This window comes from Sinobacterium caligoides (genome assembly GCF_003752585.1).
GTDB classification, from domain to species: Bacteria; Pseudomonadota; Gammaproteobacteria; order Pseudomonadales; family Sinobacteriaceae; genus Sinobacterium; species Sinobacterium caligoides.
In genome coordinates this window covers 45,566-61,499 of sequence record NZ_RKHR01000003.1, presented here as the reverse complement: position 1 = coordinate 61,499, position 15,934 = coordinate 45,566, and the positions used below count along the sequence as shown (strand labels likewise).

The window sequence follows — 15,934 nt, the reverse complement described above, 5'->3', positions numbered from 1 at the left end:
ATGTCGGTTATTAAAATTCCAGAGCTTTTATCCGGTAATCGCCGCTCGTTAGCTAAGGCGATAACGTTGGTTGAGTCGACGCTCGATAAGCATCGAGAGCAGGCACAAGATATTCTCCAGCAGGTACTACCTCATACCGGTAAGAGTATCAGGATTGGCATTAGTGGTATCCCGGGCGTGGGTAAATCAACGTTTATCGAAGCGTTCGGTCTACATTTGGTCAAGCAGGGCTTGAAGACGGCAGTATTGGCGGTGGACCCGAGCTCTCCCGTACATGGCGGCTCTATTCTCGGCGACAAGACGCGTATGGAGATGCTCTCGCGAGAGAATGATGCCTTTATTCGTCCATCGCCCTCCGGTGGAGCGTTAGGAGGTGTGGCGCAGAAAACACGGGAAACTATGCTACTTTGTGAGGCTTCTGGCTATGAGGTCATTATCGTTGAGACTGTGGGTGTGGGGCAGTCAGAATATGAAGTGGCGGCGATGGTGGACTTCTTTCTAGTGTTAATGATTCCGAATGCCGGTGATGAGCTACAGGGGATCAAGAAAGGCATTATAGAGCTAGCGGACGCGCTGGTGATTAACAAAGCTGATGGTGAGAGTGTCAATCTCGCTAAACAGACACAGCGTCACTATCGCAATGCCTTTCATTTGCTGGGGAGCAACAGCTTTTGGACGCCGGAGGTGCTAACGTGTTCAGCGCTAAATCATGACAATATTGACTCTGTTTGGGGCATGATCTCAAATTATCGTGTGGATGCGTTAAAGGAAAACGCCTTTCACGAGAAGCGGGACAAACAGAATATCGACTGGATGCAAAAGTTGATTCATGAAATGCTCGAAATGAAGTTGCGACAGAACCCGGATGTGCTTGAGCAGCTTCCGCGACAGAAGTCTCTGGTCGAAGGAGGGCAGACAACACCTTACGCTGCGGCAAAGAGCATTATTAGTTTACTGTAAAGAAAAAGCCGCACGGATGCGGCTCTTCTGTTGGCTTTGTTACACCCGTTACTCTGCTGTAATGGGGTTTATTGTTTTTTCAGGAAACAGCTCAGCAGAACAATACGTGAGCCATTAACGCGGCCCTCTATTTGCTCGTGATTATCTGTGAGAGATATGTTTCTGACAGCGGTGCCACGTTTAGCCGTGAAGTTAGCTCCCTTAACGACCAAGTCTTTGGTCAGTGTGACGGTGTCACCATCAGAAAGAACGGCGCCATTACTGTCACGACAGGGCAGGCGATCGCTATCTTCTGGGATTCCCTCTTTTGCCCACTCAACCATGTTTTCTTCAATGTACATCATGTCGATGAGGTCTTGAGCCCAGGATTCTTTCTTGCTGAGCATACTTAGAGCGCGGTAGGCCATTACTTGTACTGGTGGCTCGGTGCTCCACATGCTGTCGTTGAGGCCACGCCAGTGATTGGGTTCCATAGACTCAGGGTTCGATAGCTGGTCGTTACAGGTCTGACAGATAAGTACGCTGTTGGCGGCTGTTGCAGCGGTGATAACAGGGGGGATCTGATAGGGGGAGAGGTTATCGCTTGCAGCACATAGCTCACACTTAGAGCCACTGCGTTGGCGTAGAGTCTTTTCGGTCATGGAGGATCCTCAGTATAATTGCGGCGTATTATGCCTGTCTTTCTACGCAAACAAAACAAGCCTCTGGTGGGTAAAGTATATGCAACTTAAGACGCTAAAGAGTCAACAGCTGGGTCTCTATTGTGCTCGTATCGATAGGACTGTCAGTATTATCGACGATCAATGACGTTATTAAGGCTGTAATTACATCAATATAAGACGTATTCCATCAAATTTAAGCTTGATAAGGATGACCTCTTGGTCAGTTTTTTAATCTCGCTAGGCGCTGCTTTTTAAAAGACCCCCTCTACGTTGCTGGCTCCCACGTATGTGTCGCTTTTGTATAAAGCAACGTACTGAATAATCAGTAGAAATTTAGTTTTAGAAATGACAATCGTGTAATGCGTTGTTACTATCAAAAAGCTACCTATGAATATATTTGCATAGATATTAAGTGCTAAGAGCAATGGCCTTTATTCATGAATAGAAAGAGTATTTGAAGCCTTTGCCGTATATTTTAAGTCGCTTGCTGTACTTGGTCTTTTGAGGGCCTACTACAAGAATAAAAAAAAATAATAAAGGTTTAACAATGAAGCTATTGAATAATAAGAAAGCAATGCTGCTACCGCTAGTGGCGGCACTCGCCTTAGCAGGTTGTAAACAACCTGAATACGGACCTATTAATACTAAACCTGAAAGAATCAGACCAGGCCCAAATGTTATTTTCCTTAAAGCTGGCGATGACTTAGAGTATCGAGCGCAAGAGGCTGTGTTATCGGCTAAGCCGGGAACAACGATAGTCTTTCCAAGGGGGACACATAAGTTTACCGATGAATTGATTGTTAATACATCGCATATCACCTTAGCCGGTCGGGGAATGAACAAGACGATACTCGACTTCACCGATCAGCAGACTGGTGCTCAGGGTATCTTGTCATTTGGTGACCAGTTTACCGTTCAAGACTTCGCTATTGTTAACCCTGCTGGCGATGGTATCCGTACTGAAGGCGTTGATGGTTCTTATTTTCATCGTGTAAAAGTTGAGTGGACCAATGAGTCTGACCCAACCAACGGTGCTTATGGTCTGTACCCAGTACAAGATAACAACGTGTTGATTGAAGATAGTGTCGTTATTGGCGCTTCGGATGCCGGTATCTATGTTGGCCAGTCAAAAAACATTATCGTTAGAAACAATATTGCCGAGATGAACGTTGCCGGTATCGAAATTGAAAACTCACAAGATGCCGACGTATACGGCAATATTGCTCGTCGCAATACCGGTGGTGTTTTGGTGTTTGATTTACCAGGGCTGAGTCAAGAAGGTGATCGCGTACGTGTCTTTAAGAACTTAATTGAAGATAACACACTGCCGAACTTTGCACCTGCAGGTAATATAGTCGGCATTGTTCCCGCAGGTACAGGCTTTCTTCTGATGGGGGGCACCGACCAAGTACAAGTTTATGAGAATGTGGTTCGCGGGCATTATACGATGAGTGCCGGTATTGCAAGTTATGCGGTGACGGGTTTCCCTGTACCCGATGGCTTCGATGCATTTCCTGAGGCAGCCTATATCTTCGACAACGTTTTTGAACAGGATGCGGGTTACCAGTATGACGGCAGCCTGTTAAATTACGGCATTATTAACTTATTTGAACGCAATGGTATGAAGCCGTCTGAAGTTATATACGACGGTATTGCTGAGGTTATTTTCAAGGGGCCACCTGAAATGGGTGGCATGGGCTTGGATTCCTTGCCTGAAGGGGATATTTGCATTGGTGAAAACATTGATAGCAATGAAAACCTAACTGCCTTCGCTAATCTTAATATGTGGAATATTGATCAGGCTACAGGTCTACCTTTAGGTCCTATCGATACCGATGCCTCGAAGTTTGACTGTAGTTATGACCTGTTGCCAGAAGTTGTCTTGGCAGAGAAGACAGAGCCACCTGTTACTGATGAGTATACGCCTGAAGAAGTTGCCGCACTGTGTGCTACAGATACCGGGTCAGAGGTTAATTGGCAGGCGCTGGTCGTCGATTGCCCGCAGTTATCCGACTACAACTTATTTACCGATAACAGTAACCCGCTAAGTACCGGTAATAACAACGGTGTTGTCTATGACTTGAGCACACCACTGTTTAGTGATTACTCGAAGAAGCATCGTGTGGTGTTCGTACCACCTGGCGCAAAGATCGATTTTGATCGTGTGGCAGGGGATACTAGTGATAAAGATATGGCTTACCCTGAGGGTACGGTTATCGCTAAGACCTTCTACTTCGTTGATGAGCTGAGCGAGCAGCAGTTGGTTGAAACGCGATTATTGATTAATCGTGGTGACGCTTGGCAGCGTTTGCCTTATGTGTGGGATGGTGCTGATGCTCAGCTTGCCTACGGTGGTGCCAGTCGAGAGGTGCGCTTTGTTGATGATCAAGGTACTGCTCGTACGACAACGTACCAGGTGCCCAATAGTAACCAGTGTTCCTCTTGCCACGGCACTAAGGGGACGGATAAGCCGTTAGGGCCTCAGCCCCATTACCTAAATAGTGATTTGAATGGCGTCAATCAGTTGATGGATTGGGAGAACCGAGGGATTTTAGCGAACCTCCCAAAGAATGCCGATAACTCGGCACCGGCTACTGATGTTCCTGCTTATGAAGCCTGGGATGATGATACGGCTACCCTCGAGCAACGTGCCTTGAGTTACCTTGATGGTAACTGTGCACATTGTCACTCACCTGAGGGCCGCGCGTCGGGCACAGGTTTACACCTGAATAAAGACCGTATTACAGGTGTTGTCGATAAGAAAACGGGGGTTTGTAAAATGCCAATCGCAGCGGGTCATTCGTCGGGTAATTTAAATCACGATATTGTTCCGGGTGATGCTGAGCAGTCAATCATGACCTACCGCATGCACTCAAATGATCCTTCGGTGAAAATGCCTGAGTTAGGGCGAAGTGTGGTGCATCAGAAGGGGGTTGAGTTAATTGAACAATGGATCAATACCGGTATGAGTGTTGCTAATGGGTGTGATTAATCATTAGTTAAACGATGAAAGATAAAGCCGGCTTATGCCGGTTTTTTTGTTGAGGGATAAGTCAATATGTCTTATTTTTCATCTACTAGGCGGCTACATTTGCTAGCATGTAACCGGTAATAATAATGATAAGGATTCCCAATGTTAGACCTAGAAGCCATTGAGCTAATCAAGCAGTTAAAATCACGTTATTTTCGTTTTTTAGATACTGGAGATCTTGCTGGTCTTCAGACAGTGTTTACTGCCGATGGTGGTATACACTATCGCAGCCCAAGCTATGAATACTGTAAAAATGGCTGGAATGAGCTTGAGGCGTTCTTTAGCGACTCATTTAGCAAGACAAAGTTTGGTATGCATACCGGTCACCACCCCGAAATCACTGTCACCGGTGATACGGCGACAGGCATTTGGTACCTGCGGGATACCTTTGTCAGTTTGGATGATGGTATCACTTTCGATGGCAGCGCTATTTACCATGATGTGTATGTGAAGGAGGGTGGCGTCTGGAAAATCATGAAATCTAGCTATGACAGGTTGTTTGAACAGATAACCAAGCGTAATGACGATCAATTTATAACGTGCTGCCCGATCAAAGGATAGACCGCTGTCTTTGATATCAACGACCCATTAGCGAACTAAATATTAGTTAATGTTAATTTTTGCAGATGACTTGTATCAACATGCGGATAACGAGACGTGGTCGTTGGATTATTTGAATATTATACTCGCTGGGCCCAGAGCATGATGTTGAATTTGAACGTGTGTTCATTCTAGTGGTCGGTTAACTGGCAATACGTAGAGCTTTCTACCGTTGTAGTGCCGGCCTTTCGCCCAGGGGCAGGGCTTTCCGCTGAAGGTATTTGCATGAATTCCGGTACGACTCGTCTTCCCTCAATGCTACAAGTTATCCTCGCACTCGGAGCTTTTCTCGGGCTCGCTTTCTCGTTTACCGCAGAGCTCGACCTCGCTATTCAGCTCGCTCTGTATATTGGTTGGTTTATTATTATCGGTTTAGGCCTCTGGCTAGGACACACCTATAAGTCATTAGAAGAGGCCGCTCTTGAGGGTATCAATAAAGGCTTGGTCGCTATTTTGATCTTGCTATCTGTTGGCGCGTTGGTCGGCACATGGATTGCGGGCGGCATAGTACCTACGATCATCTATTACGGTTTGCAAGTTATTGATCCCCATATCTTCCTTCTAGCTACGATGGTGATTTGCTCATTGACCGCGCTGGCAACGGGTACCTCTTGGGGTAGTGCAGGTACCGCAGGTATCGCTATGATGGGTATTGGTCAGGGCCTAGGTGTGCCTGCGCCGTTGACTGCTGGCGCGATTCTATCCGGCTGTTATTTTGGCGATAAGATGTCACCACTCTCGGATTCTGTTGTCTTAGCCTCGACAATGTCTGGCGTAGAAATCATGGATCACATCAGAGGCATGATGCCTATCGCTCTGATTAGCTACGTTATTACCGGAATATTGTTTACTGTTGCTGGAGCACACTACGCCGGACAGGTCGATATGAGCCAAGTACAGATTGTCTCTGATGCGATGCAGCAGCAATTTGTTATCACCCCTTGGTCCTTTGTACCGTTGATTTTAGTGCTCGGTTTATTGGCTAAAGGTATGCCTTCTTTCCCGGCGATCAGCTTTGGTGCTGTGCTTGGTATAGTTTGGGCGGTTTCTGTACAGGGCCTAGACTTACGTGATGCTGTAGCTACTGGCTGGGCACCGGCTGTTGTGGATTCTGGTATTGAGTTCTTGGATAAGATCCTTAACCGTGGTGGCGTCTCTTCAATGCTGGGCTCTGTTGCTGTAATCATCTTTGGTCTAGGTTTCGGCGGCTTACTCGATAAAGTTGGTGCGCTAGAGGTTATTGCACGTAGTTTTGAGCGCTTCGTTAATTCAGCAGGTAGCCTTGCGGTATCAACCATTGGTACAGCCTTCCTGGGCAATGTCTTTGGCTCTGCAATGTATGTATCACTGATCTTGACGCCTAAGATCTGCGCCAAGAACTATGATCGCTTAGGGTATCAGCGTAAAAACCTTTCTCGTAACGCAGAGTTTGGTGGCACCTTAACTTCAGGCATGGTGCCGTGGAGTGATAACGGTATTTATATGGCGAGTATTTTAGGGGTTTCCACTTTTGCTTATGCGCCCTATATGTGGCTAAGCTTTGTGTGTATTGGTGTAACTATCATTACTTCTTATCTTGGTATTTTCGTTCACAAGGTGGCTGACCTCAAAGAATCGCAGCAGATCCAGACCGAGGTAGCTCAATAATAGAGTAGTTATCAAATAGCCCTGCGGTAGCAAGGACAGCAAAAAGGCGCTTTTAAAGCGCCTTTTTGCTGTCTGGTTAGTCGTCAAAATAAAATTATCAGTGTTGATTACGTTCGTGTGTGATATATTTTACATAGTCCATTTATTTTAACACCTATAAGCATAATAAGAGTAACGTAACATGACGGTACAACGAGTCAGAACGGGAGCCCAGCCCCGGTTTAAGGGAAAGCGTGGGGTCTCAAGTCGATGTGGACGGTTTAGTGATCTATGATCAAAAACACCACAGTAACCGCTCTCTGGTTTTGAAGAGGGATTACGGTACAATGCGCCATCAAAATTAAGGTGCGTATTATGTTTTTATTCTCAGTAACAGCAACGGCAAAAAAAGACGTAGAAGGCGTTAATGCAGGTCAGCAAGCTGAATTCATTGTCTATATTGATTATAAGGATCAGCAGGGCGCTATACAGTTATGCAAGTTTTATCTCGCAAATGCAGGTTTTGGGCAGGTGATCATCGATAAGATGAAGGAAGCGCACGGTGACTTTATTAAAAACAGCGTGAGCTCAGCACATCGGAGTAATATCGAAGCCGCCCAGAGTGACGGTTATTTTGTTCAGTTATTTGAGCAGTAACCGCTAATCTATCGACGGCGCTTTGCTAGCTAGCTAGCGCTGTAAGCATTTGCGAATGGCCTCAGTTTTCTCATTTTACATGAAGATAACTGGGGCTATTTGTCTTTAGTGGAGAGGGTATTCTCCTCGAGTGTTATTAAATATTTTACATGTTTTATTTTATGCTGGTCTGCAACTGCCGTTTCCGTACCCTGTAGCGCATAAAACCGATGCATAGGTGTAACTACCTATGTTTAATCGCCGTAAGGCTGGTATAAGCCAATAGAAAACTAACAATTTTAAAAGTATCCAAGGTAGGCAGGTAGCGATGAACGCGACAATGACACCTCATGAGTTAAGGCAAAAGATCCGTTTAGGCCAACATAGTGGCAATACCTCGGGTTACAGCGAAGGTTATGTTCAGTGCAATTTAGTGATATTACCCGTTGACTGGGCCGCTGAGTTTTTACAATTCTGTCAGCAAAACCCTAAACCTTGCCCGTTGATTGCGATGGGGCAACCCGGTGAATTTGATCTGCCGGGCATGGGAGTTGACCTCGATATTCGTACTGACATTCCACGCTACAGGCTGTTCAAAGACGGTAGCTTGGTTGATGAGGTCGAGGATGTCTCTGCACATTGGCGCGACGATTTGGTGGTATTCTTGTTAGGCTGTTCATTTTCTTTTGAAGAAGCATTACTCAACGATGGCCTTGATGTCCGTAATATTAGCGAAGGCGTTAATGTACCGATGTTTCGTACTAACATTCCCTGTAAGCCAGCAGGTCGTTTTAGCGGTAATACCGTCGTTAGTATGCGGCCGTTCCTGCCTGTTGATGCTATTAGAGCGATTCAAATTTGTACACGCTTCCCGTCTGTGCACGGTGCGCCTATTCATTTTGGCGACCCAAGCCAAATCGGTATTGAAGATATCAATCGGACTGATTTTGGTGATGCTGTTTCTCTTAAGGCAGGAGAAACACCTGTATTTTGGGCCTGCGGTGTGACACCACAGGTTGCCCTAGAGCAGGCGAAACCACCATTTTGCATCACTCACAGCCCTGGCTGCATGCTGGTCACCGACCTGCCTAATAGTCGCTTAGCCGTAATGTGATCGACGAGAGGGAATTATAATGAAATTAAACTGTGATTTAGGTGAGAGTTTTGGCTCTTGGAATATGGGTGTTGATCAGGAGGTTATGCCACAAATTGATATGGCTAATATTGCCTGCGGTTTTCATGCTGGTGACCCACTGGTGATGACCAAGACACTCGCGTTGGCAAAAGAGAACAAGGTTGTTGTCGGTGCCCACCCCGGTTACCCGGACTTAGTGGGCTTTGGACGCCGTTCTCTCAATTGTAGCCATGATGAGATCGTAGCACTGGTTCGTTATCAGTTGTCGGCTCTTGATGGCATGGCTCAGGTTGAGGGGATCTGTGTAGATTATGTAAAACCTCATGGCGCGCTGTATAACGACATGATGTCCGTGCCCAGTGTTCGTCAGGCGGTAATGCAGGCGGTTGCCGGTTATCATCGCCCCGTAACGCTTATGTTGCAGGCGACGGCTGATTGGCAGCAGCACCAGGAGGAAGCCAGTGCATTGGGCTTGACGTTATATTTTGAAGCCTTTGCCGACCGATGCTACGACGACGATGGTCGCCTTTTGGCTCGAAGTAAGCCTGGGGCTGTACACAACCATGACAAGATGCTTGCCCAGGTCCGTCAGTTAATAGAGGAGGGGACGATAACGACAGTGAGCGGAAAGACCCTCAAGCTACATGTCGATAGCCTTTGTGTACATGGTGATAACATGACGGCAGTGCAGGCCATTGGCGATATTCGTCGCTGCATGGCAGGAGCGCCATAATGAGGATAGAAATCGCAGGCGATAGCGCACTGATTGCCTATTTTTCCGAGACGCCAAGCCCTGAGGTGTCGCAGCGTATTCAACAAACACAGGTAGCACTATTGGCATTGATGGGAGAGAGTATTGTCGATACGGTTGTTTCGTACGCCTCACTACTCATCGTTTTTAACCCTTTGCAAACTGATTTTTGGGCAGTAAAAAATGCTTTGGTTCAGAGTTTTAGTCACGAAAATACAACTGCTTCGGATGCAGGAAGGTTAGTAACATTGCCTGTTTATTACAGCGAAGAGTCTGGCCCCGACCTTTCTGCATTAGCGCTGGCAGCTGGCCTGAGTGTCGCTGAGGTGATCGATATTCACCAGCAGCAAGAGTATCGAGTCTATGCCATTGGTTTTGCACCTGGTTTTGCCTATTTGGGCGAAGTTGATCAACGTATCGCAGCAGCTCGCTTGGCGACGCCCCGCATGAAAGTGCCTAGAGGGGCTGTTGCTATCGCAGATAGACAGACGGCCGTTTATCCAGCGGTATCTCCCGGTGGTTGGAACCTTATCGGTCTTTGTCCGCAACGCATGTTTGACCCCGATAAAACACCTAGCATGCCGGTGGTTGCAGGAGATCGCGTCAGCTTCGAGTCGATTACACGTGACGAGTTTCTACGATTGGGAGGTGAGCTGTGAGTTTAACCGTAAAGTCGCCTGGTATGCTGAGCCTGATTCAAGATTCAGGTCGTTTCGGTTACCACTCTATTGGTTTGACGACTGGTGGGCCGTTGGATAGTGAGGCGTTCTATTGGGCGAATCGCCTACTTGGCAATGAAGCTGACGCGGCGATGATCGAGTGTACCGTCGGTGGTTTAAAATTAATTGCTAATGTTGACACGGTGGTCGCTGTGACGGGGGCGGTTGTTGAAGTCAAAATAGACGGGCAGCCTGTAGAGCAATGGCGGGGTCTTAGCATGCGTGCAGGGCAGGCTTTAGAGTTAGGTTACGCCAAAGAAGGGTGTCGTTGCTATGTTGCTGTTGCGGGAGGGTTACAAGTTAAGCAGAGCTTTGGTAGCTGCTCTACAGTAATGCGAGAAGGTATTGGTGGCCTTGACGGTGATAAGTTGAGTGCCGGCACTGTACTACCCATCAAGCCCAGCGGGACGACTCCGCTCAAGCGGCTCCCTGTTGATCATAGACCTCGTTATCACAAAAGTGTCACGTTAAGGGTTGTGCTTGGTTATCAGCAAGCTCTTTTCAGTGATTTACAAAAGGCGACATTTTTTAGCGAGCCTTACAAAGTTTCCGCCAGCTGCGACCGTATGGGCTACCGTCTTGAGGGTGCGGCCATCGCTACCAATGAAACGGCGCTACTTTCCGAAGGGATATGTTTGGGTGCTGTGCAGGTTCCCGCAGATGGTCAACCTATCGTACTGATTAATGATAGGCAGACAATTGGTGGTTACCCGAAAATTGGCTCTGTGATAGGGATTGACCTGTATAAGCTTACTCAATTGATGGCCGGAGCGGAGGTTTTTTTCAGTGCTATTAGTATTGAAGAGGCCCATAACGAATTGCATTTGGCGCACTGCCGTCGTGAAAAAATTGAATTATTAAGCATTGAATAATAGCCGTTGGCTTGTGTATTGAGGTTGGAGTAAGCGATGTCATCATTGGAAGTTGAGCTGACAATATCAGAGCAATCGTTGAGCCAACAAGTCGAAGACTTGTTGGTTAAGCGTAATTTACGTGGCATGAAAGAGATGCAAGCCTCATTGAGGCCAGGGTATTACGGTCGGGCCGCCAAACTAATCAACCGGGTAAAAGGGACGGTTCTTATCGGTACGGGCTTTCCTGTGCTGGATACCTTCGAGACAGATGGGCCGGTTGGTGCGATAGCGCTTTATGATGTACTTAAGCACCTTGGTGCACGGCCTGTAATTGTCTGTGGCGACCCTCTGGCGAGCGCGTTATCAGCAGATTATTGTGTACATACAATCAATACTAACGCTATTGCGACGCGAGTGGAGGAGGCTAAACAGTCCCTCGCTCTTTTGTCGCCCGAGCTGGTTATTTCTATTGAGCGCCCAGGCCTGTCAAAAGGCGCTGGCTACTTCAATATGCGCGGTGAGGATATAAGTGCACGGTGTGCGAGCTTTGACGAATTCCTTAACCAGGCCGAGTGCCCCACTATTGCTGTGGGTGACGGCGGTAACGAGATTGGCATGGGCAATATTTATACAACAGTTAAGCAGCTTGATATCGTGCCAACGGTGACCGGCTGCGATGAGCTGCTGATCTCTGATGTGTCCAACTGGGGCGCACATGGTTTGATTGCGCTGTTGTCAGTTGCCAATGACGAAGATCTCTTTCAGCTGGTGAGGCCGATAACAATTTTGCGTTATTTATCCAATCGCGGTAGCGTGGATGGTGTCACTAGAGAGAATACGCTGACTGAAGATGGTTTGCCTGTTTCAGCGGGCGATGAATTGATCGAGCAGCTGCGCCAGTTAACAGGCTTTAGCATTAAATAAACCTTTTGTTGTTAATTTGTGTCCAACGGGACCCGTTGTAAATTAAGAGAGAAAATTATGAGTACTGTCTATCTCAATGGCGAATACATGCCAATGCATGAAGCTAAAATCTCCCCTATGGATAGAGGCTTCCTGTTTGGCGATGGTATTTACGAGGTAGTGCCCTGTTATAGCGGTGGTCTTGTTGGTTTTGGCCCACACATGGATCGCATGAACGATGGCTTGAAAGCAATAGGTATTGAGCTAGCGATGAGCCATGAGGAATGGAAGGCAATAGCCTTAAAGCTAGACGGGGAGAACGATGGTGAAAACCTAGGCATCTATTTCCACGTCAGTCGTGGTGCAGATACTAAGCGTGCACATAGCTTTCCATCAGGGGTGAAGCCGACAGTATTTGCGTTTGCTTTCGAAATTCCACCGGCGCCTGTTGCCGATAAGAGTAAGGCCAACTCTTATTCAGTATCAACAAGTACAGATTTACGTTGGAAGCGATGTAACATAAAGTCGACTGCCCTACTTGGCAATGTCCTGCATTACCAAAAAGGCGTTGATGAAGGTAACCAAGAGTGTATTTTGTTTGATGTTGACGGTTTCTTAACGGAGGGTAGCTCAACTAACGCCTATATAGTCAAAGATGGTGTTGTTATTACTGCGCCGCTGAGTAACGCTTTGTTGCCAGGTATTACTCGTTTCATGTTGCTCGATATCTTACGTAAAGATGGCCGTATAAAAGTTGAGGAGCGCGCAGTGAGCCGAGAAGAATTCGATGCTGCAGATGAGGTCTGGTTAACGAGTTCATCGAAAGAGGTTGGGCCGGTAGTCGCGATTGACGGTAAGCCTGTTGGTAATGGTGAAATCGGTGACGTGTGGGTTGTTGCGCAGCAGTTGTTTTCAGAAGGTAAATTCAACTATTAAGCGTTAATTAGCGGGCGCCTGTAGAGCCAAGGCTTTACCGGCACAACTTATATTGTGAGAGGGCTTATGGCTCGTCCAACCAAAGCTTTATTGGATATTTCCGCGTTACGCCATAATTACCGTTATGCGCAGCGGCTATCTGATAAAGGTCGCGCTATCCCAATTATCAAAGCTAATGCTTATGGTCATGGTGCTGTTGCTGTGGCATCAGCGCTGGCCGATTTAGCTCCTGCTTTTGGCGTTGCTTGTATTGAGGAAGCTCTTGAGCTTAGAAATGCAGGTATTAACCAGCCCATTTTGCTATTAGAGGGGGCCTTTACCGCCGACGAGGTGATGACGGCAAGTGAGCAAAACTTTTGGTTGATGTCGAGTTGTCGGCAGCAGATTGATGCGATCGTCGCAGCTCCCTTAAAGCAGGAGCTGACGGTGTGGCTAAAAGCTGATACTGGCATGCACCGCCTTGGGCTTGCTGCTAATGAGTTTGCGACTTGCTATGAACGGTTAATTCATTGCCCGTTCGTTGCCAATGACGCAATAGTTGTCGCAACGCACTTTTCTTCAGCTGATGATCTTAGTGATAACACAACTGAGCTGCAGATTGCTCATTTACTCGAGCTTACTCAAGATCTTAACGTCGAATTGAGTATGGCGAACTCGCCTGCTTTACTTGCTTGGCCAGAAGCAAGAGGGCAGTGGAATCGACCGGGTTTTATGCTCTATGGCAACTCACCCTTAATGACAGAGCATGATGCAGTATTGCCGTTAAAGCCGGTGATGACACTACGATCCGCCATCATTGCCTTGCGTGAAGTTGATCGAGGCGAATCCGTTGGCTATGGCCGTACCTGGGTCGCGCCAAAGCGCAGCAAGATTGCGACAGTTGCCATAGGCTATGGTGATGGCTACCCGAGGCACGCGATATCTGGGACGCCTGTGTGGATCAAGGATCAGCGTGCTGAGTTAGTCGGCCGTGTTTCGATGGACATGCTTAGCATTGATGTTAGTCACATAGAAAATGTTGCCATAGGTGATGAGGTCGAACTCTGGGGGACTAATATCTGCGTCAACGAGGTTGCGAGTTATGCAGGTACGATAGGTTATGAGCTTCTGGCACGAATGCCAATGCGCACGCCAAGGATTGTCGTCGACTAGCTGACGAAAAATGCGAGGGTAGGGTAGAATGACCCGTAACGCAGCAGCTTTTAGTGAAGCCGTCGATTGTGCTTAATCAACGGCTTTCTTTTATAATTAATTTTTAATATTTATGGGTCGTTAAACGTGCAGCCAATCGAGCAAAGATTAACAAGTTTTTTTCAGCAGCACCTTCCTCTTGCGCAAGAGATTGGCATGGAGGTCAGTTATTATGATGGCCGTCGTTTGCAGCTCAGCGCCCCTCTTTCACCTAACATCAACGATAAGTTTACGGCCTTTGGTGGTAGTCTCTACTGCTTGGCAGTAATGAGCTGTTGGGGGATGGTGTATTTACAGACAGAAGCGGCAGAGGTTGATTGTAATCTTGTGGTCAGTCGCGGAGAGATCGATTATCTGCGTCCTGTATCAGAGCAGGTTTTTAGTGCTGTATGTGATATTGAAGAAGGGGACTTTGAGATGTTCCTTGCTGATTTTAAGCAAAAAGGGAAGGCCAAAATCACCTTGTCTTCAACAATATTGGCCGAAGGCAAGGTGGCTGTTAGTTTCAAAGGGGAGTATGCAATATTGCCGCCTGTTGTGTTGCGTGAGAAGAACTAACTGCTGAAAAAGCCGATATCTTTTTCGTTAAAATTGACGAGATTAGGAAATATCTGGTGTAGCTCATCATCATTGACACCCATCCACTTTGCTAACGTTGCACCATAGCTATCGATAGACGTCGTGGGTATTATTCGGCCTCGCCCGTAATCATCTGGGCCACCAATTTCAAGACTTGGAAACGCGCCAAATAACTTACCGCCGTCGACGGCTCCGCCCATAATGAGTTGATGGCCGCCCCATCCATGGTCTGTACCATCGCCATTGCTGGTGAGTGTTCTGCCAAATTCAGACCCTGTAAAAGTTGTGACTTTGTCATGAATGTTCATGGATTTCATTGCGTCATTGAAGGCCGCCATAGACTCGCTGAGCTGTGTAAGTAGCAGAGCATGACGTGACAGCTGATTACTATGTGTATCCCAACCACCAGCATCAATGTAAAAAATGTCTCTCTTATGTCCTAGCTGCGATCTCACTGAAATAGTTTTTGCAATAATGTTTAGGTCTTTCGCTAAAGCATGATTTGGCCAGTTAATTGAATCTAAGTTGGTGTCAGCTTGATCTAATGCCCGAGACATAACCCAGCTTCGCCTTTGAGCCTTGGCCTGAATTTTTGCAAACTCGTCGATAAATAAATGGTTGTTGTTTATTTCTAGTAACTTAAGGAATGCATTGGTTCTCTTTTGCGCCTGGCTGTCTCCTTGTTGACTGTTTTCAAGAATACCATTCAGTTTCACAGAGCCAGACGAGTCAAGTCTGAATGGTCTCTCTGTACTTGATAACCATAAGCTAGAGTCGGAAAAGGTAAATGCATTAGGTATTACTGTGTTGCTGGGGGGTATCGAAGTATTAATCTTGTCTAACGCTCTTGCCCCCCAGCCTGATAGGTGTTGTGATGTTTTGTCTAAACTATGCCAAAAGTTTAGTTGATCTAGGTGGGAGTGAATATGCGGGGGTTTTTCAACAGTGTCTAGGTTGTTTAGATTCACAGGGGTGGTTAGTGCTCCCACATTTGCCAGGATAGATAGGTCTTCATTGTCAAATAGTGTTTTAAAGGCTGAGGCTGCAGGGTGAAAGCCATAGTTTGCAGCAGCTATGTTGCTGGGTTGTACTTGTAAGAGTGAGTCCCGAGGAATGGCGAGGTTTGTTCTGGAGTCTTGATAGCTTTGATATTCCGCGCCATCAAGGGGAACGAACATGTTGAATGAATCGTTGCCGCCATTTAAGAAGATGCAGACAAGAGCTTTATAGTCGTCAGCAGCAGTGGAGCCTATAGCTTGTTGAAAGACATTAAGGCTACTTGTGGCAGCGGCAGTTGTGAGGCACATTTTTTTGATGAAACGACGACGAGATCTATTGTAATTATTCATAA

At 46.9% G+C, this 15,934-nt stretch carries 15 protein-coding genes; 13 read left to right on the top strand and 2 right to left on the bottom strand.

The annotated features are described in order from the left end of the window. Nucleotides 1-960 (top strand): methylmalonyl Co-A mutase-associated GTPase MeaB, encoded by a 960-nt coding sequence (gene meaB, locus EDC56_RS00510; RefSeq protein ID WP_123710588.1) that lies wholly within the window; start codon nt 1-3, stop codon nt 958-960. A 68-nt stretch (nt 961-1,028) separates the two neighbouring features. Here meaB and EDC56_RS00505 read toward each other — a convergent pair whose 3' ends face one another. Next, nucleotides 1,029-1,601, bottom strand: coding sequence for a PhnA domain-containing protein (locus EDC56_RS00505; RefSeq protein ID WP_123710587.1), 573 nt, complete (start codon nt 1,599-1,601; stop codon nt 1,029-1,031). A gap of 568 nt (nt 1,602-2,169) precedes the next feature. Between EDC56_RS00505 and EDC56_RS00500 the strand changes: the two genes are divergently transcribed. The 12 genes from EDC56_RS00500 to EDC56_RS00445 all read left to right on the top strand — a co-directional run bounded on the left by EDC56_RS00500 (nt 2,170) and on the right by EDC56_RS00445 (nt 14,562). Continuing rightward, a complete protein-coding gene (locus EDC56_RS00500) occupies nt 2,170-4,614 on the top strand; it encodes a parallel beta-helix domain-containing protein (RefSeq protein WP_123710586.1) in 2,445 nt (814 codons plus the stop codon). A 141-nt stretch (nt 4,615-4,755) separates the two neighbouring features. Next, nucleotides 4,756-5,214 carry a nuclear transport factor 2 family protein gene (locus tag EDC56_RS00495; protein ID WP_123710585.1) on the top strand — a complete coding sequence of 153 codons (459 nt, stop codon included), beginning with the start codon at nt 4,756-4,758 and terminating at the stop codon, nt 5,212-5,214. Nucleotides 5,215-5,478: 264 nt separating this feature from the next. After that, the gene (nhaC, locus tag EDC56_RS00490) at nt 5,479-6,900 is read left to right on the top strand and encodes a Na+/H+ antiporter NhaC (RefSeq protein ID WP_123710584.1); all 1,422 of its coding nucleotides are present in this window, start codon (nt 5,479-5,481) and stop codon (nt 6,898-6,900) included. 354 nt (nt 6,901-7,254) lie between these two features. Further along, nucleotides 7,255-7,536 carry a hypothetical protein gene (locus tag EDC56_RS00485; RefSeq protein ID WP_123710583.1) on the top strand — a complete coding sequence of 94 codons (282 nt, stop codon included), beginning with the start codon at nt 7,255-7,257 and terminating at the stop codon, nt 7,534-7,536. 307 nt (nt 7,537-7,843) lie between these two features. Further along, the gene (locus tag EDC56_RS00480; protein WP_123710582.1) at nt 7,844-8,629 is read left to right on the top strand and encodes a putative hydro-lyase; all 786 of its coding nucleotides are present in this window, start codon (nt 7,844-7,846) and stop codon (nt 8,627-8,629) included. Between the two features lie 19 nt (nt 8,630-8,648). After that, nucleotides 8,649-9,383: a 5-oxoprolinase subunit PxpA gene (locus EDC56_RS00475; protein WP_123710581.1), complete on the top strand. Its 735-nt coding sequence runs from the start codon at nt 8,649-8,651 to the stop codon at nt 9,381-9,383. Further along, on the top strand, nt 9,383-10,060 hold the full coding sequence (gene pxpB, locus EDC56_RS00470; RefSeq protein ID WP_123710580.1) for a 5-oxoprolinase subunit PxpB: 678 nt from the start codon (nt 9,383-9,385) through the stop codon (nt 10,058-10,060). The genes EDC56_RS00475 and pxpB overlap by 1 nt, the downstream gene beginning before the upstream one ends. Beyond that, nucleotides 10,057-10,992 carry a 5-oxoprolinase subunit C family protein gene (locus EDC56_RS00465; protein ID WP_123710579.1) on the top strand — a complete coding sequence of 312 codons (936 nt, stop codon included), beginning with the start codon at nt 10,057-10,059 and terminating at the stop codon, nt 10,990-10,992. Before pxpB ends, EDC56_RS00465 begins: the two co-directional genes overlap by 4 nt. A gap of 36 nt (nt 10,993-11,028) precedes the next feature. Beyond that, nucleotides 11,029-11,898, top strand: a complete 870-nt coding sequence (locus EDC56_RS00460) for a glutamate cyclase domain-containing protein (protein WP_123710578.1) — start codon at nt 11,029-11,031, stop codon at nt 11,896-11,898. A gap of 57 nt (nt 11,899-11,955) precedes the next feature. After that, nucleotides 11,956-12,813 carry a D-amino acid aminotransferase gene (locus EDC56_RS00455; protein ID WP_123710577.1) on the top strand — a complete coding sequence of 286 codons (858 nt, stop codon included), beginning with the start codon at nt 11,956-11,958 and terminating at the stop codon, nt 12,811-12,813. Between the two features lie 66 nt (nt 12,814-12,879). Next, nucleotides 12,880-13,965 carry an alanine racemase gene (gene alr, locus EDC56_RS00450; protein WP_123710576.1) on the top strand — a complete coding sequence of 362 codons (1,086 nt, stop codon included), beginning with the start codon at nt 12,880-12,882 and terminating at the stop codon, nt 13,963-13,965. A 126-nt stretch (nt 13,966-14,091) separates the two neighbouring features. Then, on the top strand, nt 14,092-14,562 hold the full coding sequence (locus EDC56_RS00445) for a YiiD C-terminal domain-containing protein (protein WP_162844035.1): 471 nt from the start codon (nt 14,092-14,094) through the stop codon (nt 14,560-14,562). Here the strand turns inward: EDC56_RS00445 and EDC56_RS00440 are convergent. Further along, entirely contained in the window at nt 14,559-15,932 is a 1,374-nt protein-coding gene (locus tag EDC56_RS00440; RefSeq protein WP_123710574.1) for a DUF1501 domain-containing protein, read from the bottom strand. The two genes, EDC56_RS00445 and EDC56_RS00440, sit on opposite strands and share 4 nt — an antisense overlap. Nucleotides 15,933-15,934 lie beyond the last annotated feature (2 nt).